This is a genomic window from Streptomyces sp. NRRL S-1022, from assembly GCF_000720135.1.
Taxonomy (GTDB): Bacteria; Actinomycetota; Actinomycetes; order Streptomycetales; family Streptomycetaceae; genus Streptomyces.
Genome location: NZ_JOIU01000026.1, coordinates 1 through 20,002, shown reverse-complemented (window position 1 = coordinate 20,002; position 20,002 = coordinate 1). Strand labels below are relative to the sequence as shown.

Genomic DNA, 20,002 nt, shown 5'->3' with positions numbered 1-20,002 from the left:
GAGCGATCGCGCGCTGCGCCTTCGCCGGCGGCACCTACCGGGCCGCCGGCCCCGACCCCCGGAAAGGACAGCCCGCATGAGCGACTTCACGGGCCTGAGGGCCCAGGTCACCGGTGGAGCGTCCGGCACCGGCCGGACCCTCGCCCGCCTGGCCGGCCCGCTCTCCGGCGCCGCCACCGGCACCGCCCTCGCCGTCGGCGGCCGCATGCGGGGCCTGCGGCTGCGGCCGGCGGCATACCGGTGACCGCCCTGGGCCGCAGCGGCGTCGAGGTCACCGCGCTGGGCTTCGGCGCCGCCGCCCTCGGCAACCTCTACACCCCGGTGGACGAGGAGCAGGCGCACGCGGCGGTCCACGCCGCCTGGCAGCGCGGCATCCGCTACTTCGACACCGCCCCGCACTACGGCCTCGGCCTGTCCGAACGCCGGCTCGGCCAGGCCCTGCGCGGGTACGACCGCGCCGCCTACACCGTCTCCACCAAGGTCGGCCGCCGCCTGGACCCGGCCGACGGCACCGGCGACGACCTGGCCCACGGCTTCGCCGTACCCGCCGCCCACCGCCGCGTCTGGGACTTCACCGCCGACGGCGTCCGCCGCACCCTGGAGGCGAGCCTGGAGCGCCTCGGTCTCGACCGCGCCGACGTCGTCTACCTCCACGACCCCGACGACCACGCCGAACAGGCCTTCCGGGAGGGCTACCCGGCGCTGGAGGAACTCCGCGCGCAGGGCGTGGTCGGCGCGATCGGCGCGGGCATGAACCAGACGGAGATGCTCACCCGGTTCGTCCGCGACACCGACGTCGACGTGGTGCTCTGCGCCGGCCGCTACACCCTCCTCGACCGGAGCGCGGCGACCGCACTGCTGCCCGAGGCGGCCCGCCGCGGGGTGTCCGTCGTCATCGGCGGCGCCTTCAACTCCGGTCTGCTCGCCCACCCGACGCCCCAGGCGACGTACGACTACAGGAGCGCGCCACGGGAGGTGCTGGAGCGCGCGCTGCGGCTCAAGGAGGTGGCGGACCGGCACGGCACCACCCTGCGCGCCGCCGCCCTGGCCTTCTGCGCCGGACACCCGGCCGTGGCGAGCGTCCTGGCCGGTGCCCGCAGCGCCGCCGAGGTCCACGACTGCGCCGACGGGTTCGCGGCACCCGTCCCGGACGCCTTCTGGCGGGAACTGCGCGCGACCGGCCTGCTGGAGCCCGTCAGCGGGGGGCCGCCGTGACCGGCGCGGCGGCCCGGGGCTACGGCCTCCGAGTCACCCTCGCCAGCCGCGTCGGCGGCAGGTACTCCCGCACGAACGTCCGCTCCCAGCACGCCCCCGTCTGCCGCAGCTCCCGCCAGCTCGTGTACCGGTAGCGGAACAGCCGGGCCCGGACATGGCGGGGCGGGGTGTCCGGCGGGAACGGGGAGCGGCGCAGCAGCCTCAGCGTGTCCGGGTCGTTCTCCAGCAGGCGTTCCACCAGGGCGCCGAACCACTCCCCGGCGTAACCGGGCGACAGCGCCGCGAACCACATCAGCCAGTCCAGTCGCAGGTGGTAGGGGGCGAACTGGCGCGGCCAGCGCCGGGGATCGCCGGGCTTGCCCTTGAACGCGTACTCCCGCCAGTCGGAGTCCGGGCGCGGGGTGTCGTCCAGCGTGCCCTCGACCACCACCTCGTAGCGCACCCGGCTGACGCTGCCGAACGCGCCGTAGGTGTTCACCAGGTGCAGCGGGTCGAAGGAGCGGTTCATCACCTGGCGGCGGGAGACCATGTTCGCCACCGGGCGGTGGCTGAGGAAGAGCAGCAGCGCGGCGACCGCGAGCACCAGCACCTCGTACCACAGCGGCGCCGCCGGCACGGACGGCGCCGTCGACGGCAGCCGCAGCGCGGACAGGGCCAGCACGATGGTGATCCAGTTCAGCCAGGAGAAGTTGCCGGAGAGCACCAGCCACAGCTGGGTGACGATCATCAGGGCGGCGGCGGCCGAGGCGATCGGCTGCGGGGTGAACAGCAGGACCGGCACGACCAGCTGGGTGACGTGGTTGGCGGCCACCTCCACCCGGTGCAGCGGCTTCGGCAGATGGTGGAAGAACCAGCTGAGCGGGCCCGGCATCGGCTGCGTCTCGTGGTGGTAGTCCAGGCAGGTCAGCTTCCGCCAGCAGGCGTCACCGCGCAGCTTGATCAGCCCGGCGCCGAACTCCACCCGGAACAGGATCCAGCGCAGCAGGACCAGCACGACCACCGGCGGCGCCACCTCGTCGTTGCCGAGGAACGCGGCCAGGAACCCCGTCTCCAGCAGCAACGACTCCCAGCCGAACGCGTACCACGTCTGGCCCACGTTGACGATCGACAGGTACAGCCCCCACGGCACCAGCCACAGCAGGATCCCCGCCCACAGCGGCAGCGCGGAGTCCGCACCGGCCAGCAGCGCCGCCGCCACCGCGCAGCCCGTCCAGGCGCAGGCCGCGAAGAAGCGGTCGGAGTAGTGCAGGTGGAACACGCTGGGGGCGCGCCGGAACCGCACCCGGGCGGTGAAGCGGGGGACCGGCAGCATCCCGCGCTCGCCCAGCAGGGCCCGGAACTGCAGGGCCGCCGTCAGGAACGCGACCAGGTACAGGGCGGCCAGGGTCCGCTGGAGGACCAGCCGGCTCAGCCAGTAGTCGGGTGCGGTGAACCAGTCCACGGCTGTGCGCGCCTCCTGAGCGGGGACACCGGCGCCTTGCTCGTCACGACGGTTCCCGAGTTGCCAGGCAAAGCCGGGCAATGCCAACAATAGGACGTAATCACCCACAGTGATGCGGAGTGTGCGGTGCGGATACCCACCCGATCCATCGTCACGGCCTGCGCGTGCCTCGTGATGCTCCTGGCCGCGGGCTGCGCGGGCACCGGCGTCAAGCAGACCACGGCGGGGGAGCTGGTCCTTCTGCAGACCGCCACCGAGCGGGGGCCCGGGCCCTTCACCGAGTCCACCGACACCGGCGCCCCGAGGCCCGGGTCCCCCACGGCCACCCCCCGGGTCCAGCGCGGCGACGTCGAGGCGCCGCTGCGCGCGGCGCGCACGCTGTCCGGCGCGACACCCGGGCTGTACCGGGGCTCCCCGCGCGTGGCCGGCTGCGACGTCGAGCGGCACATCCGCCGGCTGACGGCGGACGAGGCCCGGGCCGACGCCTTCGCCGGGGTGGCCGGCGTCACCCGGGCGGCGCTCCCGGACTACCTGCGCGGCCTGACCCCGGTGGTCCTCGGCGCCGACACCCGCGTCACCAGCCACGCCTACCGCGCCCGCACGGCCTCCCGCTACCAGGCCGTGCTCCAGGCGGGCACCGCCGTCCTCGTCGACAACCGGGGCGTGCCCCGGGTGCGCTGCGCCTGCGGCAACCCGCTCGACGAACCCGCGCCGACCCGCGGCGGCGCCGGTGCCCGCGGCACCCCGTGGGCCGGCTACCGGCCGAACCAGGTGGTCGTGGTGACCCCGGCGTCCCGCACCGTCACCAGCCTCACGATCGTCGACACCGCGACCCGCACCTGGATCGAGCGCCGGGTCGGCCCCGACGTCCGCCGCGACCGGGTCGTGCCCGCGCCCCCGGGGGCCACCACCAATCCGGCCGACCCCGGCCGGCCGGACGCCGGAGCGGCGGTCACCGAGCCGCCCGGCCCCGACGGCAGCGGCCCACCCGCCTCCCCGGACCCCGGCGGCAGTCCGCCGTCGCCCTCCGCCCCCGCGCCACCGGACCGTCCCACCGGCCGCCCGGACCCGGCCGCCACCGCGACCGGCCCGCCGCCCCCCGCCTCCCGTCCCGCCCTCTCCCTCGCCCCCTCGCCCGGCGCCTCCGGCGGCACCGGCCCGCCCCGGGCCCAGGACGTGCCCGCCGGCGCCGGCGCCCACCCGTCCGCCGCCGTCTCCGGCCCCGCCACCCCCGGCACGACCGGCACCGCCCCCGGCGGTCCCGTCGGCCGGTCCGGCGCCTGAACCCCCGGTCAGGCCGCCGATCAAGTCGAAGAATCGGCCGGATACTGGCAGTGTGGGCCCCATGGCCGATCGGGGAGCGAGCGCCCTGTCCCTCCCGGAGGACTGGCCCGCACATCCGGCCCCGGTCCTCGCGCTCAACCGCATGGGCAGTTTCGACTGGGATCTGGACGCCGGTCTCTTCCACATGGATGCTCAGGCCTTCGAGGTGTTCGACCTGCGGCCCGAGGAGTACGACGAGCGCCCGGAAACCCTCGCCGTACGGGTGCCGCCGCCGGAGGCCGCCCGGCTGGACGCGGTCGTCGCCCGCGCGATCAAGGACGGCAGCGAGAACTACGGCACCTACTTCCGCATCCGCTGCCGCGACGGCAGCATGCGCTGGACCCACACCCAGGGCTACATCCGGCGCGACGAGACCGGCCGCCCGCGCCGGGTCGTCGGCATCGTCCGCGACGCCACCCAGGAACTCGCCGACAGCGCCGCCCGCAGCCTGCGAGCCGCCCAGGACGAGGCCTTCCGGCAGCAGACCAGCGTCGTCCAGGTCATCTCCGCCGCCCTCGCCCACGCCCGCAGCGTCCAGGACGTCATCGACGTCCTCAAGGACACCCACGGAGTCCGCCACCTGGGCGCGGCCAGCCTGGTGATGGGCCTGGTGGAGGCGGGCCGGATCCGGCTGGTGGCCGAGGGACCCGCCGGCGCCTCCGTCCCCGGCACCCGCATCACCCGGATCGACGAGCCGTACCCGATGAGCGAGGTCGTCCGCACCCTCAGCCCCCGGTTCATCGAGTCCCCCGAGGAGTTCGCCGCCGACTACCCGATCCTCTGGCCGCACCTCACGGACCTGCGCATCACCTCGGCCGCCTATCTGCCCCTGATCGCCCAGGCCCGCCCGATCGGCGCGATGGGGCTGCTCTACGACGACCGGCGCGGCTTCTCCGCCGAGGAGCGCGCCGTCCTGGTCGCCCTCGGCAGCAGCATCGCGCAGAGCCTCATGCGGGCCATGCTCTACGAACAGGAGAAGGACCTCGCCCAGGGCCTCCAGCAGGCCATGCTGCCCCGCAGCATCCCCAGCGTCCGCGGCGCCGACATCGCGGTCCGCTACCGCTCGGCGGCCCTGGGCCGGGACATCGGCGGCGACTGGTACGACCTGATCCCACTGCCCGGCGGCCGGGTCGGCGCGGTCATCGGCGACGTCCAGGGCCACGACACGCACGCGGCGGCCGTCATGGGCCAGCTGCGCATCGTGCTGCGTGCCTACGCCGCCGAGGGCCACACCCCGGCCACCGTGATGGCCCGCGCCTCCGCCTTCCTGCACGAACTCGACACCGACCGCTTCGCCACCTGCCTGTACGCCGAGGCCGACCTGTCCACCGGGGTCGTCCAGGTGGTCCGCGCCGGGCACATCGACCCGCTCGTCCGGCACAGCGACGGCAGCTGCGCCCGGATCACCGTCGAGGGCGGGCTGCCGCTCGGCCTGTCCGCCGAGTTCGGCCGGCTGGAGTATCCGGTCGCCACCCTCGAACTCGATCCGGGGCACACCCTGCTGTTGTGCACCGACGGGCTCGTCGAACAGCCCGGCACCGATCTCGACGACGGCATGCGCCGCCTCGCCGCCCTCGTCGCGGACGGCCCGGACGAGGTGCGCGACCTCGCCGACCGGCTGATCCAGCTGTCCGAGGAGCAGGGCGGCGACGACGACGTGGCCCTGCTCCTGCTGCGCCGCTGCGTCCCCGGGACGGCCCCCGCCGGCGGTCGGCTCCGCCGGCACGTGGCCCCGGGCGACCCGGAGGCCCTCGTCCAGGCCCGGCACATGATCCGCGCCGCGGTCCGTGCCTGGGGCGCCCACGAGCGCGCCTACGAGATCGAGCTGGCCGCCGACGAGCTGATCACCAACGCGCTGATGCACACCGAGGGCTCCGCGATCGTCACCCTGCGGGCCCTGTCCGGCGGCGGACGCCGGGTGCGCATCGAGGTCGAGGACTCCTCCAGCGCGCTGCCCCGGCGCCGGGACGCCGGCGAGAGCCGGGTGTCCGGCCGCGGCCTGCTCCTCGTGGACCGGCTCGCCGACAGCTGGGGCGTGGAGGCGCGGGGCGGCGGCAAGGCGGTGTGGTGCGAGTTCCGGCTGCCGTGAGGCACGGCCGGGCGGCCCGCGGGGCGTCCCCGGTTCCGGATGGCACCCTGGACGTATGCCGGAACTGCCCGAGGTAGAAGCGCTGACGGACTTCCTCGCCGAGCACCTGGTCGGCCGCCGGGTGGTGCGGGTGCTGCCGGTCGCCGTCAGCGTCCTGAAGACGTACGACCCGCCCGTCGACGCCGTGGAGGGCGGCGCGGTGACCGCCGTGCGCCGGTACGGCAAGTTCCTGGACATGGAGACGGACGGCGGGCTGCACCTCGTGGTCCATCTGGCCCGCGCGGGCTGGCTGCACTGGAAGGACCGGCTGCCGGACGGCCCGCCGAAGCCCGGCAAGGGTCCGCTGGCGCTGCGCGTGGCGCTGGAGACCGGCGAGGGCTTCGACCTCACCGAGGCAGGCACCCAGAAGCGGCTGGCCGTGTACGTCGTCGGCGACCCGGGTCAGGTGCCGGGCATCGCCCGCCTCGGCCCGGACCCGCTCGCCGCCGACTTCGACGAGGACCGCTTCGCCGCCCTGCTCCGTGACGAACGGCGGCAGCTGAAGGGCGCCCTGCGCGACCAGTCGCTGATCGCGGGCGTCGGCAACGCCTACAGCGACGAGATCCTGCACGCCGCGAAGATGTCCCCGTTCAAGCTGGCCGCGTCCCTCACCCCGCAGGAGACCCACCGGCTGTACACGGCGCTGCGCGAGACGCTCACCGAGGCGGTCGAGCGCTCCCGGGGCGTGGCGGCCGGCCGGCTGAAGTCGGAGAAGAAGAGCGGTCTGCGCGTCCACGGCCGTACCGGCGAGCCCTGCCCGGTGTGCGGCGACACCATTCGCGAGGTCTCCTTCAGCGACTCCTCGCTCCAGTACTGCCCGACCTGCCAGACGGGCGGCAAGCCGCTGGCCGACCGCCGGCTGTCCCGCCTGCTGAAGTGAACGCGGGCCGTGCCGGGCCCGGTGCGGGCGGCCGGCCGGGTCCGGGCACCGTCACCGTGCCTCGACCGTGACCAGGCGCTTTCCCTCCGCCGTGCGGACCTCGTAGCGCTCGATCTGGTCCGGGTGCAGGGCCGCCGCGCCCATCGTGGTGGTGACCCGGCTGCCGTCGCCGGGGTTGGTCCAGCCGGCGACCACCTGTTCGCTGCCGTCGCGGCCGACCGCGATCAGCCGGCAGGCGTGCGTCCCCGAGCCGTCCCTGACCTCCAGGCGCAGGTCGCTGCCCCAGTCCTGGTCCGCGGAGGTGACCTGCGCCCACACCCCGGTCCGCGGATCGGTCGCCGCCGTGACCTGCGACGCGGCCGGCTCCGGGTGGCCGGAGAAGGCCACGATGCCCGGGCCGGCCACCGCCAGCACCACGGAGGCGGCCAGTCCGTACAGCAGCCGGCGGCGCCGCGCCCGGTGCCGGAGCGCCAGCTCGCCGAGCAGCCGGTCCAGCAGCCGGGGGCCGGGCTGTGCCATGGGGTGCACGAAGCGTGGCGTGGCCCGGCGGTACAGCATCAACTGCCGGGTCGTGGACCCGAATTCGGTCACGTGTGCCGCGCAGCGGGGGCACTCCATGAGGTGGTCCTCGAAGCGGAAGGCCTCCGCCTCGTCCAGCACGCCGAGCGCGTACGCGCCGACGTCGCGATGCCTTTCCAGGGACCTCATGCCGAATCCTCGTGCCGATGGGTGCGGGTGGGGTTACTCCTTGCTCCCACCCGTACGCAGCCGGCCGCCGAATCACTCAAGCCGCGCACAGAATCGCGGACAAGAGATTCGGAGCGGCCCGGCCCGCGGATTGGTGTGAATTCCGGAAGGTTCAGAAGAGGTGGATCGCCAGGTGTCCGAGAGGCAGCCCCAGCCGCCAGGCCGGTGTCCACACCTTCGGTCCGTCGTCCTCCCCGGACACCCCGCCGCCCGGCACCGCGTCCAGGTCCGGGGCGAGCAGCTCGGTCTCCTCCAGCCAGCGCCAGGCGTCGGCCGCCAGCGCCAGGTCGGGGTCGGGGGCCTCCGAGCCGGCCGCCCGCCGGGTCAGCTCGGCCATGCGCTCCCGCACCCAGTCCCGCCACGGCTGGTCGTAGGCGGTCAGCGACAGCCAGTTCTCCAGCTGGGAGATCACCCGGATGCCGGACAGCTCCCCGTCGGTGTCGGACAGGAAGACGGTCAGTGCCAGCGCGTCCCGGCCGGCCCGGAACTCGAAGGACGTCGGTGGCATCAGATCGCCGGTGCGCAGCAGCTCGTCGGCGATGTACTCGGCGTACAACCAGGCCATGGGTACGGCCAGTTCACCGCCGCCGGTGCCGTCCGTGCTCTCGTGCCCTCTGTGCAGCATCCCTTCCTGCCTTCCTCCGGTACGTGCGCGTCACCCGAAACCCGGGGCCGCCCCCGACCGGAACGCGGATGAGGACAGCCCATTGCCCGAACGGGTGCCACAGCAAGGCGCTTTACCGAGGTTTGACCATGCCTCCGGTTTCACCGCAGGTCGGCCGTATAACCCGGAAGGACCCGGCGTAGGGCGCGCAGTGCGTAGTACGCGCGGGATTTCACCGTACCGGGTGGAATGCCCAGGGTCTGCGCCGCTTCCGCAACACTGGCCCCGAGGAAGTACACGAGTACCAGGACGTCACGGTGCTCGGGCGTGAGTGTCTTCACAGCCTCCCGGACGTCCAGCATCGCCGCGGCCCGTTCGGCGTGGTCGGCGGTCACCCGGGCGGTCTCGGGGATCTCGTCGCCGATCTCGGGCGGCCGTGCCTGCCGGGCCCGCCGGGCGTCGATGGCCAGCCGCCGGGCCACGGTGAGCAGCCAGGGCCGCACCGAGTCGAAGCCGTCGGCGTGCAGCGCCTCGGGATGCTGCCAGGCGCGCACCAGGGTCTCCTGCACGAGGTCCTCGGCGCGCTGCCGGTCGCCGTCGCAGAGCCTGAACAGCAGGGCGAACAGGGGGCCGCCGTGCTCGCGCTGGAGCGCGGCCAGCTCGTGCCCGGCGGTCGTCGTCCCGTGGGTGAGTGAGGTTCCGGCCGTCATGGCCGTATCGCAGCGCAGGGTGCGGCCCGGCGGACAGGGGGCGGGCCCGGTTGTGCGACGGGCGGTCGATCGCGTCGGCGAACGGTCGGCCGAGAGGTGTGCCGGGACACCGGATGGGCTAATGACACCAGCCGGGCTGTTTATCCGGCACATCAGATTCATACCCATATGCCCGTCACGGGTTCGTCGGTATATACGACAATCTTGGGGTGAAGAGATGATCGGACGCAGACAGCAGGTGGCTCTGGCCCTGACCGCCGTCCTCGCGGCCGGGGCGGCCTGCCAGAACCAGCACCGGGAGGAGACCGGTGCCCAGGGACGCGCGGCGCCCGCCGCGCCCGCCGGCTTCACCCTCGTCGCCTCCGGCGACGTGCTGCCGCACACCTCCGTCATCGAACGGGCCGCCTACGACGCGGGCGGCAACGGCCACGACTTCCGCCCCATGCTGGCCGGCGTCGCACCGGTGGTCTCCGGCGCCGATCTGGCGCTGTGTCACATGGAGACCGTCTACGGCGCCGACGGCGACTACGCCGGCTACCCCGTCTTCAAGTCCCCGCCGCAGGTCGCCGCGGGCCTCGCCGCGACCGGCTACGACGGCTGCTCCACCGCCTCCAACCACGCCCTGGACGACGGCGCCGCCGGCATCCGGCGCACCCTCGACGCCATGGACAAGGCCGGTCTGCGGCACTCCGGGACCGCCCGTACCGAGACCGAGGCCCGGTCGGTCACGATCCTGCGGGCGGGTTCCGCCAAGGTCGCCCACCTGTCGTACACCTTCGGCACCAACGGCAACGCGATGCCGCCCGGACAGCCCTGGGCGGTGAACCTCATCGACGCCGACCGGATGATCGCCGACGCCCGCGCCGCCCGGCGGGGCGGCGCGGACGTGGTCGTGCTCTCCGTGCACTGGGGCACCGAGTGGCAGGACCAGCCCGACCGCCTCCAGCTCTCCCTCGCCCAGCGGCTCACCGCCTCGGCCACCGACGGCCACCCGGACATCGACCTGATCCTCGGCACCCACGCCCACGTCCCGCAGGCGTACGAGAAGGTCAACGGCACCTGGGTGGTCTACGGGATGGGCGACCAGATCGCCGGCGAGATGTACAACGGCGACGGCGCCCAGGACCCGCGCGGCAACGAGTCCACCCTCGGCCGCTTCACCTTCGCCCCGCCCGCCCGGCCGGGCGGGCCCTGGCGGGTCACCAAGGCCGAGTTCGTCCCGCAGCTGTACGACCTCGACGCCGGCCGCGTCCTCGACCTCAACCACGCCATCGCCCAGGGCGCCGAGCTGGAAGCGGTGCGCGACCGCATCAAGGACGTCGTCCTCAGCCGGGGGGCCGCCCAGGACGGCCTGGTCATGGCGGAGTGATCAGCGCCGGCCGGCGCGCTGCCCGGTGGCCAGCACCGAGCGCCGGTAGGAGTAGCCGAAGTAGATCACGCAGCCGATCACGAACCACACCGCGAACCGCACCCACGTCTGCCACTGCAGGAACGTGATCAGCCAGATCGAGAAGAGCACCCCCAGCGCCGGCACCACCGGCATCCCCGGCGTCCGGAAGGAACGCGGCAGCTCCGGCTGCCGGTAGCGCAGCACGATCACCGCCGTGCACACCACCACGAACGCCAGCAGGATGCCGATGTTCGTCAGCTCGGCCGCCTCGCCGATCGGCACGAACCCGGCGATGGCGGCCGAGGCCACCCCGACGATCCAGGTCACACGGGTGGGCACGTGCCGCGTCGGGTGCGTCTTGGCGAACCACCGGGGCAGCAGCCCGTCCCGGGACATCGAGAACCACACCCGGGTCACGCCCAGCATGAACGTGAACATCACGGTGAGGATGCCGATGATCGCGCCGACCGCGATCACGTCCGCCAGCGCGCCCAGGCCCACCGACTTGAACGCCGTCGCGAAGCCGCTCTCCTTGTCGATGTCCTTGTAGTTCTGCATGCCGGTCAGCACCAGGCACGCCGCCACGTACAGCACCATGGAGATGATCAGCGAGTAGATGATCGCCTTCGGCATGTGCCGCTGGGCGTCCTTCGACTCCTCGGCCGCCGTCGACATCGCGTCGTAGCCGAACACCGCGAAGAACACCGTCGCGGCGCCCGTGAACGCCCCGCTGATGCCGAACGGGAAGAACGGGGTGTAGTTGCCCGCATCGATGTGGAACACGCCCACGCCGATCACCAGCAGCACCACCAGCACCTTCAGCGCGACCACGGACGTCTCGAAGCGGGCCGCGCTGCGGATCCCCTGGGTCAGCAGCCACGCGATCAGCAGGCACAGCACGACCGCGAACAGGTCGACCCGGTGCCCGGAGCCGGTGCCGGGCGCCCCCAGCATCCAGGCGGGCAGGTGCGCGCCCATCGCCTCGACCAGGAAGCCGAAGTAGCCGGAGATGCCGATGGCCACCACGGCCACGATCGCGGTGTACTCCAGCAGCAGGTCCCAGCCGATGAACCAGCCGGCGAACTCGCCGAGCACCGCGTACCCGTAGGTGTAGGCCGAGCCCGCCTTCGGGATCATCCCGGCGAACTCGGCGTACGACAGCGCGGCACAGGCGCTCGCGACACCGGCGATCAGGAAGGACACCAGCACCGCGGGCCCCGCCGTGCCGTTCGCCACCGTGCCGGCCAGCGTGAAGATGCCCGCGCCGATGATGCCGCCGACACCGATGGCGGTCAGCTGCCAGAGCCCCAGTGACTTGTCCAGCCGGGTGCCCTCGCCGACCTCGGTCTCCTCGATGTGCTCGATGGGTTTGCGGCGGAGAATCCCCTCACCCGCACGGAGCTTGGCCATACGCCTCACCTCTTCGCCGACGGCAAACGGCTGACGGCGGATCATGATGGCTCAGCACGGGCCGGCAGGGAAGACGCCACGCATGGCGGCCGGCCGGCGCCCGTGACCGTGGCTTCCTACGGTACGACCGTCACCGGCCAGCGGCCCGTCTTGACCAGGCGGACCGCCACCGAGCCGATGATCCGGTGGCCGGCCTGCTCCGAGGCGCCCACCACGACCGCGTCCGCCTTCAGCTCGTCCGCCGCCTTCACCAGCCCGTTGTACGGGTCGCCGCGGAAGGTGTGGAACTCCCAGCGCACCTCGAATATCCCCTTGAGCCGCTCGGCACCCTCCCTGATCTGCGCGACCAGGTCCTCGGCGATCTCGTCGGTGGTCTCCGCCACCGGCGCCCCGAGCGCCGCCCCGGCGGCGAGCACCGGCTGCACGTACACCACCGCCAGCAGCGCGTGCTGGCGCCGGGCGAGACCGGCCGCGTACGCGGCCGCCCGCATCGAGGAGTCGGAGCCGTCCACCCCGGCCACGATGACCTTCGGACCGTCCGTGCCCCGCTCGAACCGGTGTGCGGGGGAGTGCTGCTCGTGCTGTTCCGTCACGGCCGTGAGGCTATCGGAACCGACCGTTCCCGAAGAAGCGGCGGCTGCCCGGACCGCTCGACGGGCGAGCCGCAGCGCCCCTTCCTAGAGTCGGAACCATGACCGCCACCGCGGAGCCCGCCGCCGGCAGGGACGCCACGGCCCCGGCGCGTCCGCCCGCCGGCGGGCGCCTCGGCTGGGTCCCGGAGGCCTTCGCGACCCTCTTCGCCGCGCTCGGCCTGCTGTGCGCCCTGCTCGCGGTCGTCCCCCCGCTGCGCGGCCCGCTCCGCCCGGTCGCCCGCACCCTCGACCTGCTCCTGGTCCCCGTCAGCGCCAACCTCGCCTACGCCGTCTTCCTGTTCCTGCTGGCCGGCGCCACCGCCGCCCGCAAGAAGGTCGCCTGGTGGCTGGTCGTGGTCTACCTCGGCCTGCTCGTCCTCACCGACGCGCTCGGCGCGGCCGCCGGCCTGTACGCCGCCTCACTGCCGTCCCTGGTGCTGTGCGCGCTGCTGCTGCTCCTGCTCGTCCTGGCCCGCCGTGAGTTCTACGCCGCCTCCCGCCGCGGTGCCGTGTGGCGGGCGCTGGCCGTGCTGCTGGCCGGGCTGGCCGTGGCGATCCTGCTCGGCTGGGGCCTGGTGCTGCTCTTCCCGGGCACGCTCCCGGCGGGCCAGCACCTGGCCTGGGCGGCCGACCGGGTGTGCGGCGGACTGGTCTCGGCCGGCTCCTTCGCCGGCCGCCCGCCACGCGAGATCACCTTCCTCCTCGGCCTGTTCGGCGCCCTCGCCCTGCTCAACGCCGCCGCCGCGCTGTTCCGCTCGCAGCGCCTGGAGGCCGCCCTGCACGGCGACGAGGAGGCCCGCATCCGCGCCCTGCTGACGGCGTACGGCGACCGGGACTCCCTCGGCTACTTCGCCACCCGGCGCGACAAGGCCGTCGTCTTCTCACCCAGCGGCAAGGCGGCCGTCACCTACCGCGTCGAGGCCGGCGTCTGCCTGGCCGGCGGGGGCCCCGTGGGCGACCCGGAGGCCTGGCCGCACGCCATCGGCGCCTGGCTGGACCTCGCCCGCCGGCACGCCTGGGCGCCCGCCGTGATCGGCGCCTCCGAGGCCGGCGCCCGAGCCTGCGCCCGCGCGGGCCTGGGCGCCCTCCAGCTCGGCGACGAGGCCATCGTGCACGTGGCCTCCTTCGACCTGCGGGGCCGCGAGATGCGCGTCACCCGGCAGGCCGTGCACCGGGTCCGCCGTACCGGAGCCGTCTGCCGCATCCGCCGCCACGCGAGCCTCACCGAACGCGAGATGGAGGAGATCGTCGGCAAGGCCGACGCCTGGCGGGACACCGAGACCGAGCGCGGCTTCTCCATGGCCCTGGACCGGCTCGGCGACCCCGCCGACGGCGACTGCCTGCTCGTGGAGGCCCTCGGCGAGGACGGCCGGCTGCTCGCCCTGCTGTCCTTCGTGCCCTGGGGCCGCGACGGGGTCTCCCTGGACCTGATGCGCCGTGACCGGGCCGCCCCCAACGGCGTCATGGAGTTCATGGTCGCCGAACTGTGCGCCGCCGCGCCGAAACTGGGCGTCCGCCGCGTCTCGCTGAACTTCGCGGCCTTCCGGTCGGTCTTCGAGGAGGGCGCCCGCATCGGCGCCGGACCGGTCCTGCGGCTCTGGCGCCGGCTGCTGCTGTTCTTCTCCCGCTGGTGGCAGCTGGAGGCGCTGTACCGCTCCAACGCCAAGTACCGCCCCGAGTGGTACCCGCGCTTCCTCTGCTACGGCGACACCGCCGCCCTCGCCCGCATCGGCCTCGCCTCCGCCATCGCCGAGGGCTTCGTCTCCGTACCCAGCATGCGCAAACTCTGGGGAAAGGGGCACCCGGGCACCGGACGGCGGTCCGCCCGAGCGGTGGTCCCGCCGTCCGCGCAGGCGCTCGGCCTCGACGGAGGGGACCAGGCCGGGCCCGCCGCCCCGGACGCGGGCCTGCCCGACCAGGTCCGCGTCCGGCACCACACCCTCGACCGGCTGCGCGCCGCCGGCACCGACCCCTACCCGGTCGGCGTCCCCGCACCGACCCACGCCCTCGCCGACGTCCCGCCGGGCGCGGACGTCACCGTCGCCGGACGCGTTCTGCTGGTCCGCGACTTCGGCGGCATCGTCTTCGCCGTGCTGCGCGACTGGTCCGGCGACCACCAGATCGCCCTCACCCGCGACGGCTGCGGACCGGCCCTCGACCGCTTCACCGCCGACACCGACATCGGCGACCTCATCACCGTCACCGGCCGCGCCGGCCGGTCCGACCGGGGCGAGCCCACCGTCTTCGGCACCTCCTGGCAGCTCACCGGCAAATGCCTGCACCCGCTGCCCGACAAGCGCCGCGGCCTGACCGACCCCGAGGCCAAGGTCCGCCGCCGCCACCTGGACCTGATCACCAGCCCCGACGCCCGCGCCGTCGTCCGCGCCCGCTCCGCCGCCGTGCAGGCCCTGCGCCAGGGCCTGCTGGACCGCGGCTACCTGGAGGTCGAGACCCCGGTGCTCCAGCAGATCCACGGCGGTGCCAACGCCCGCCCCTTCACCACCCACATCAACGCCTACGACCTCGACCTGTACCTGCGCATCGCCCCCGAGCTGTACCTGAAGCGGCTGTGCGTCGGCGGCCTGGAGAAGGTCTTCGAACTGGGCCGCACCTTCCGCAACGAGGGCGTCTCCCACCAGCACAACCCCGAGTTCACCATGCTGGAGGCCTACCAGGCCCACGCCGACTACGACGTCATGCTCGACCTCGCCCGCGAACTGATCCAGGCCGCGGCGACCGCCGCCCTCGGCTCCCCGGTGGTCCGCAAGGACGGCACGGAGTACGACATCTCCGGAACCTGGCCGGTCAGGACCGTGTACGGGGCGATCTCCGAAGCGGTCGGGGAGGAGATCGGCCCCGGCACCGAACTGCTGCGGCTGCACCGGCTGTGCGACCGCGCCCGGGTGCCGTACACCGCCGACGACGGACCCGGCGACGTGGTGCTGGAGATGTACGAGCGGCTGGTCGAGCACCGGACCGGACCGCCCGTCTTCTACAAGGACTTCCCGACCGACGTCTCCCCGCTGACCCGGCAGCACCGCACCGACCCGCGGCTCGCCGAACGCTGGGACCTCGTCGCCTTCGGCACCGAACTCGGCACCGCCTACTCGGAGCTGACCGACCCCGTCGAACAGCGCCGGCGGCTCACCGAGCAGTCGCTGCTGGCCGCCGGCGGCGACCCGGAGGCCATGGAACTGGACGAGGACTTCCTCCAGGCCCTCGCCTACGCCATGCCCCCCACCGGCGGCCTCGGCCTCGGCGTGGACCGGATCGTCATGTTCCTCACCGGTCTGACGATCCGCGAGACGCTCCCGTTCCCGCTCGTGCGCCGCCGCTGACGCGCGTGCGCCGAAGGGACCGCGCCCGGACAGGTGTTCCGGGGACGTGCGGCCACTGCGCTGTCCGGGTGCATTCCGCCGCCGCACCGGTGCCGTCGGAGTGCGCCGGAGCGGTGTCGGGCGACTGATGAATCATGAAGAAGGATCAGTTGTTCACGCGGCGCCGGATGCTCCTCGCCGGCGTCGCGGCTCTGGGAGCGGCCGGCACCGCCGGGGTCGTCGTGGCGGGCGGCGAGGAGACCGCCCGGACCGCGGCGGCCCCCGTCGCCGGCCCGCAGGCCCGCCAGGCGCTCAAGCCCTCCGCCTTCCGGCTCCAGCCGCTCACCGGATACGGCCCGCCGCGCGCCGCGCCCCGCAGGCTGAAGGTGCGTGACGAACCCATCCTGCAGGTCTCCGGACGCGGCCGGCACATGGTGCTGACGTTCGACGACGGCCCGAACCCGGAGTACACCCCGCACATCCTGGACACCCTCGCCAAGTACCGCGTACGGGCGATGTTCTTCGTGTGCGGCGAGTGCGTCGTGGAGAACCGGGAGCTGCTGGCCCGGATGGCCGACGAGGGCCACGTGGTCGGCAATCACACCTGGACGCACCCGCTGCTCACCGAACTGGACCGCCATGAGATCCGCGCCGAGATGGAGAGCACCAGCGACGCCATCGAGGACGCCTACGGGGAGCGCCCGCAGTGGTTCCGCGCACCCTACGGCGCCTGGAACCGCGCCGCGTTCCAGCTGGGCGCCCAGATGGGCATGGAGCCGATGGCCTGGACCGTGGACACCACCGACTGGATGGAGCCCGGCACCGACACCATCGTCGACCGGGTGGAGAGCGGCGCCGCCCCCGGGGTCGTGGTGCTCTCCCACGACGCCGGTGGCGACCGTACGCAGACCGTCCGGGCGATCCGGGAGTGGCTGCCCTACCTGATCGACTCCGGGTACCGCCTCACCGTGCCGCCCCGGCGCGCCTGACGGTCCCCGGACCCCACCGTCCCGCCGGGCCGCGGCGGTTCACGTCACCGCGGCCAGGCGGGCGAAGACGACGACGTTCCCCTCGTAGCCGTTCTGCTTCGAGAAACCGCCGCCGCAGGTGATGACCCGGAGCTCCGGTGTCCCCTTCGAGCCGTACACGCGGTCGCCGGGGAAGTTGTTCTTCGCGAAGACCTCGACGCCGTAGATCTCGAACACCGCGGTCCGCCCGTCCTGGCGCAGGACCTCGACCTGGTTCCCCTTCGTCAGTGCCCCGAGGCCGTAGAACACGGCGGGGCCCTGCTTGTTGTCGACGTGGCCGACGATGACCGCGGTGCCCTTCTCGCCCGGCGACACCGCGCCGGTGAACCAGCCGGCCACGCCGGGGTTCTCCGGCGGCGGCGCGGCGACCCAGCCGTCCGCGTCCAGCCCGACCTGCACGACGGGCGCGTCCACCCGGATCGCCGGGATGCGGACCCGCTGCACCGGGGAGAACGGCAGGGCGGTGGGCGCCGGCGCGAAGGTGCCCAGCGTGGCGCGGCTGTCCGGGGCCGCCGCCGAGGCGGGCTGCGGCGGGCCGACGTCGAACTCCCCGGAACCGTTGCGGATCAGGGCCAGACCGGTCAGCAGAACAAGCGCTATCACGCCCCAGGGGGCGCGCTTCCTCCGCCGCTCCTCCTCTTCGGCCAGCTCGGCCAGCTTGGACGCAGACATTCGCCATCCCCTCTCGACACGGTCGCCGCCACGCCCGTCGCGCATGGGAAAACGCTAAGTCCCGCACGGACGACGGGCGACGGGGCGATCGGCGAACGGGTGGCCGCCCGCACGCTCGGTGAGCCATCCGAGTTGCCGTTCCCAGGAATTTTCTGACGGTCCGTGACCTGCGGCGATATCGGATTGTGTGGTTGTCCGACGGCGTGTCGGATCACCAGGACGGACCATTCTCGACATGCGGGCGTGTTCCGCGCGTCCCAGGGTCTGTACGGGAGGTGATTTCTCGCCGATCCACCGGGGACGGGACCCGGTGACCTCCCGCGGAGGATTACATGCGCAACCAACGTGCCCTGGCGGCGGCGTGCACCACGGTCGCCGTGCTCGGGCTCGCCGCCCCCGTGGCTGTCGCGGACGGCATGGGCAACGGGGGCGGTCCGAGCAGCAGCGACAACACCACCGTCATCGTGCCCGGTACCGGCAACATCGGCACCTTCAGCGGGGGCGGCGTCATCCCCGGCACCGGCAACGTGGGCGGCAACGGCCACTTCAACGGGAACGGGAACTTCAACGGCAACGGCAACGGCAACGGCAACTTCAACGGCAACGGCAACTTCAACGGGAACGGGAACGGGAACTTCAACGGGAACGGCCGCGGGGGCTTCGGCAACGGCCGCGGGGGCGAGGGGGGCAACAACGGCCGTGGCGGTGAGGGCGGCAACAACGGCCGTGGCGGTGAGGGCGGCAACAACGGGCGCGGGGACCGCGGGGACGACTTCGGGCGCGGTGACGGACGCGGCGACGGACGCGGCGGGGAAGGGGACCGCGGGGAGGGCTTCGGCAACTCCCGCGACATCTTCGTCACGCCCGACATCGTGCCCGCCGGCGGCCGCGTCACCATCATCGTGAACGGCTGCCGCAGCGGCACGGCCAGCTCCGACGCCTTCGGTGTCACCCGGCTGGAGTCGTTCCGCGACGACACCGCGCGGGGTGTCGCCACCGTCGACCGCGAAGCCCGCCGCGGCCGCTACGACGTGACCGTCCGCTGCGACGGCCGCACCATCACCCGCCGGGACGCCTTCACGGTGATCGGCGGTGTCAACGGCGGGTTCGGTGGCAGCCGCACCGGCGGCGCGACGCCCACCGACATGGCCATCGGCGGTGGCCTGGTGGCCTCGGCCGTGATCGGCGGGGGCGCCTTCTGGGTGCGCCGTCGGCACGAGAAGCGCGTCTGAGTTCCCGGTGCGCCGCCGAGGCCACCGGATCCGCCCCCGTCCCCGACCCACGCACGTCGACAGGCCTTCGCCCCGGTTCCTCGCGGAAGCGGGGGCGAAGGCCTGTCGTGGCCGCCGTGCCGGCCGGGGCTACCCGCCGGCGCCCGGGAACAGGCTGAGGAACGGCTCCGCGGTGACCGCGATGCCGCGGCTGTAGGGCGCGTCGAAGTCCCAGATGAGGAACAGCATGAAGGCGATGGTCGCGGAGAACAGTCCGGCCAGCACCAACTCGCGCCGGGTGCGCCGGATCTGGAGCGCGAACACCATGGCGATGGTGATCAGCGCCCCGGCCAGCAGACCCCACCACACCACCGGGGGCATGGTGGCCCCGGTGGCGTCGGCCCGCGCGTTGCGCGCCTGGTCGGCGGTGGCCAGCTGGTCCAGGAGGGGCTGGTAGGCCTGCGCCTCGAAGTCGTCGCGCGGCCGGTAGTCGGTGACGTCCGCCCGCACCGTCTGCAGCAGTTCGGCGCCGCGGTCCGTGACCTGCTCCTTGTCCGCCATCGCGCGCCACTCGGTGTGCACGACGTAGCCCACGTAGGCGTCCACGTCGGCGCGGACGCGGTCGCGGATGTCGGGCGGGTAGACCCGGACCCGCTCCGAGATCTCGTGCAGCGCCTGGGCCTCGGTCTGCACGTAGTCCTGGGCGGAGTTGCGGGCCTCCCAGACGCCCGCGATGGCCAGCCCCAGCACGATGGCGTAGATGACGCCGATCCACATCGTCATGTACTCGATGACGTCCGGGGTCTCGCTCGGATCCTCGTCCTCGGCGGCCGTCCGGTGCCGTAGCAGCGTGATGACGACCACCACGCCGCAGGCCCCCAGCATCGCGAGGACGAGAACAAGCCAATCCGACAACTGGTGCCTCCAGAAGTGAGCGGCCGGCGCGTCAGCGCGGGCGCAGCGCCGCGACGGCGACGATCGCGGGGATGGTGATGAGCAGGACGTAGGTGACGGGCGAGGTGTGACCGCGGGTGTGGTGGCTGACGGCGTGCGGGTGGTACGCCGGGTAGCTCACCGGGGTCACGGAGGGCCGCGGCACGGGCTTGGGCACCGGCTTCGGCGTGGGGGCCGGCTCGGGCGCCGGCGGTGGGGCGGGCGGTGGCGTCGGCCGGGGCGCGGAGGGAGCCGGGGGTGCCGGAGCGGGCCTGGGCGGCCGGGGCGTCGGCGTCGGCTTGGGTGTCGGCTTCGGCTTCGGCGTCGGTGTGGGGGTCGGCGTCGGCTCGGGGGTGGGCGT

18 protein-coding genes are annotated in these 20,002 nt (G+C 73.7%); 9 read left to right on the top strand and 9 right to left on the bottom strand.

Features of this window, described 5'->3' with window-relative positions; genetic code table 11:
* The first annotated feature begins 76 nt into the window (after positions 1 to 76).
* Entirely contained in the window at positions 77 to 244 is a 168-nt protein-coding gene (locus tag IG05_RS50710; protein ID WP_420707644.1) for a hypothetical protein, read from the top strand.
* Positions 241 to 1,215 carry an aldo/keto reductase gene (locus tag IG05_RS0131640; protein ID WP_030347477.1) on the top strand — a complete coding sequence of 325 codons (975 nt, stop codon included), beginning with the start codon at positions 241 to 243 and terminating at the stop codon, positions 1,213 to 1,215. Before IG05_RS50710 ends, IG05_RS0131640 begins: the two co-directional genes overlap by 4 nt.
* Before the next feature lie 19 nt (positions 1,216 to 1,234).
* Here the strand turns inward: IG05_RS0131640 and IG05_RS0131635 are convergent, their stop codons facing one another.
* Positions 1,235 to 2,656 carry a lipase maturation factor family protein gene (locus IG05_RS0131635; RefSeq protein ID WP_030347476.1) on the bottom strand — a complete coding sequence of 474 codons (1,422 nt, stop codon included), beginning with the start codon at positions 2,654 to 2,656 and terminating at the stop codon, positions 1,235 to 1,237.
* Between the two features lie 126 nt (positions 2,657 to 2,782).
* Between IG05_RS0131635 and IG05_RS42655 the strand changes: the two genes are divergently transcribed.
* From IG05_RS42655 to IG05_RS0131620, 3 genes are all read left to right on the top strand, one after another.
* Positions 2,783 to 3,940, top strand: coding sequence for a DUF6777 domain-containing protein (locus IG05_RS42655; RefSeq protein ID WP_078894627.1), 1,158 nt, complete (start codon positions 2,783 to 2,785; stop codon positions 3,938 to 3,940).
* A gap of 61 nt (positions 3,941 to 4,001) precedes the next feature.
* Complete coding sequence (locus IG05_RS0131625) at positions 4,002 to 6,068, top strand: SpoIIE family protein phosphatase (protein WP_030347474.1); 2,067 nt, start codon at positions 4,002 to 4,004, stop codon at positions 6,066 to 6,068.
* A 55-nt stretch (positions 6,069 to 6,123) separates the two neighbouring features.
* A complete protein-coding gene (locus tag IG05_RS0131620) occupies positions 6,124 to 6,987 on the top strand; it encodes an Fpg/Nei family DNA glycosylase (RefSeq protein ID WP_030347473.1) in 864 nt (287 codons plus the stop codon).
* Between the two features lie 51 nt (positions 6,988 to 7,038).
* Here IG05_RS0131620 and IG05_RS0131615 read toward each other — a convergent pair whose 3' ends face one another.
* The 3 genes from IG05_RS0131615 to IG05_RS0131605 all read right to left on the bottom strand — a co-directional run bounded on the left by IG05_RS0131615 (position 7,039) and on the right by IG05_RS0131605 (position 9,048).
* Entirely contained in the window at positions 7,039 to 7,695 is a 657-nt protein-coding gene (locus IG05_RS0131615) for a zf-HC2 domain-containing protein (RefSeq protein ID WP_030347472.1), read from the bottom strand.
* A 151-nt stretch (positions 7,696 to 7,846) separates the two neighbouring features.
* Positions 7,847 to 8,359, bottom strand: coding sequence for a hypothetical protein (locus IG05_RS0131610; protein WP_030347471.1), 513 nt, complete (start codon positions 8,357 to 8,359; stop codon positions 7,847 to 7,849).
* Between the two features lie 140 nt (positions 8,360 to 8,499).
* Positions 8,500 to 9,048 carry a sigma-70 family RNA polymerase sigma factor gene (locus IG05_RS0131605; RefSeq protein WP_030347470.1) on the bottom strand — a complete coding sequence of 183 codons (549 nt, stop codon included), beginning with the start codon at positions 9,046 to 9,048 and terminating at the stop codon, positions 8,500 to 8,502.
* Between the two features lie 217 nt (positions 9,049 to 9,265).
* On the opposite strand from IG05_RS0131605, the gene IG05_RS0131600 reads away from it, so the two are divergent.
* Complete coding sequence (locus IG05_RS0131600) at positions 9,266 to 10,417, top strand: CapA family protein (protein ID WP_030347469.1); 1,152 nt, start codon at positions 9,266 to 9,268, stop codon at positions 10,415 to 10,417.
* Here the strand turns inward: IG05_RS0131600 and IG05_RS0131595 are convergent, their stop codons facing one another.
* Both IG05_RS0131595 and IG05_RS0131590 read right to left on the bottom strand, forming a co-directional pair.
* Positions 10,418 to 11,848 carry an amino acid permease gene (locus IG05_RS0131595; protein WP_030347468.1) on the bottom strand — a complete coding sequence of 477 codons (1,431 nt, stop codon included), beginning with the start codon at positions 11,846 to 11,848 and terminating at the stop codon, positions 10,418 to 10,420.
* 116 nt (positions 11,849 to 11,964) lie between these two features.
* Complete coding sequence (locus IG05_RS0131590) at positions 11,965 to 12,441, bottom strand: universal stress protein (protein WP_030347467.1); 477 nt, start codon at positions 12,439 to 12,441, stop codon at positions 11,965 to 11,967.
* 98 nt (positions 12,442 to 12,539) lie between these two features.
* On the opposite strand from IG05_RS0131590, the gene lysX reads away from it, so the two are divergent.
* Together lysX and IG05_RS0131580 are read left to right on the top strand one after the other, a co-directional pair.
* Positions 12,540 to 15,818, top strand: a complete 3,279-nt coding sequence (gene lysX, locus IG05_RS0131585) for a bifunctional lysylphosphatidylglycerol synthetase/lysine--tRNA ligase LysX (protein ID WP_030347466.1) — start codon at positions 12,540 to 12,542, stop codon at positions 15,816 to 15,818.
* Positions 15,819 to 15,952: 134 nt separating this feature from the next.
* Positions 15,953 to 16,786 carry a polysaccharide deacetylase family protein gene (locus IG05_RS0131580; RefSeq protein WP_030347465.1) on the top strand — a complete coding sequence of 278 codons (834 nt, stop codon included), beginning with the start codon at positions 15,953 to 15,955 and terminating at the stop codon, positions 16,784 to 16,786.
* A gap of 39 nt (positions 16,787 to 16,825) precedes the next feature.
* On the opposite strand, the gene IG05_RS0131575 is transcribed toward IG05_RS0131580, so the two are convergent.
* Positions 16,826 to 17,497, bottom strand: a complete 672-nt coding sequence (locus tag IG05_RS0131575) for a class F sortase (protein WP_030347464.1) — start codon at positions 17,495 to 17,497, stop codon at positions 16,826 to 16,828.
* Positions 17,498 to 17,829: 332 nt separating this feature from the next.
* Here IG05_RS0131575 and IG05_RS0131570 point away from each other — a divergent pair, with 332 nt between their 5' ends.
* Complete coding sequence (locus IG05_RS0131570) at positions 17,830 to 18,729, top strand: hypothetical protein (RefSeq protein WP_030347463.1); 900 nt, start codon at positions 17,830 to 17,832, stop codon at positions 18,727 to 18,729.
* Positions 18,730 to 18,858: 129 nt separating this feature from the next.
* Here IG05_RS0131570 and IG05_RS0131565 read toward each other — a convergent pair whose 3' ends face one another.
* Both IG05_RS0131565 and IG05_RS48030 read right to left on the bottom strand, forming a co-directional pair.
* A complete protein-coding gene (locus tag IG05_RS0131565; RefSeq protein ID WP_030347462.1) occupies positions 18,859 to 19,623 on the bottom strand; it encodes a DUF4239 domain-containing protein in 765 nt (254 codons plus the stop codon).
* 31 nt (positions 19,624 to 19,654) lie between these two features.
* Positions 19,655 to 19,819 (bottom strand): hypothetical protein, encoded by a 165-nt coding sequence (locus IG05_RS48030; RefSeq protein WP_158839056.1) that lies wholly within the window; start codon positions 19,817 to 19,819, stop codon positions 19,655 to 19,657.
* Positions 19,820 to 20,002 lie beyond the last annotated feature (183 nt).

Coding starts and splice junctions, on each gene's coding strand:
- IG05_RS0131615 (WP_030347472.1), bottom strand. CDS start 7,695: ATGAGGTCCCTGGAAAGGCATCGCGACGTCGGCGCGTACGCGCTCGGC.
- IG05_RS0131605 (WP_030347470.1), bottom strand. CDS start 9,048: ATGACGGCCGGAACCTCACTCACCCACGGGACGACGACCGCCGGGCAC.
- IG05_RS0131620 (WP_030347473.1), top strand. CDS start 6,124: ATGCCGGAACTGCCCGAGGTAGAAGCGCTGACGGACTTCCTCGCCGAG.
- IG05_RS50710 (WP_420707644.1), top strand. CDS start 77: ATGAGCGACTTCACGGGCCTGAGGGCCCAGGTCACCGGTGGAGCGTCC.
- IG05_RS0131580 (WP_030347465.1), top strand. CDS start 15,953: ATGAAGAAGGATCAGTTGTTCACGCGGCGCCGGATGCTCCTCGCCGGC.
- IG05_RS0131575 (WP_030347464.1), bottom strand. CDS start 17,497: ATGTCTGCGTCCAAGCTGGCCGAGCTGGCCGAAGAGGAGGAGCGGCGG.
- IG05_RS0131570 (WP_030347463.1), top strand. CDS start 17,830: ATGCGCAACCAACGTGCCCTGGCGGCGGCGTGCACCACGGTCGCCGTG.
- IG05_RS0131595 (WP_030347468.1), bottom strand. CDS start 11,848: ATGGCCAAGCTCCGTGCGGGTGAGGGGATTCTCCGCCGCAAACCCATC.
- IG05_RS0131600 (WP_030347469.1), top strand. CDS start 9,266: ATGATCGGACGCAGACAGCAGGTGGCTCTGGCCCTGACCGCCGTCCTC.
- IG05_RS0131625 (WP_030347474.1), top strand. CDS start 4,002: ATGGCCGATCGGGGAGCGAGCGCCCTGTCCCTCCCGGAGGACTGGCCC.
- IG05_RS0131610 (WP_030347471.1), bottom strand. CDS start 8,359: ATGCTGCACAGAGGGCACGAGAGCACGGACGGCACCGGCGGCGGTGAA.
- lysX (WP_030347466.1), top strand. CDS start 12,540: ATGACCGCCACCGCGGAGCCCGCCGCCGGCAGGGACGCCACGGCCCCG.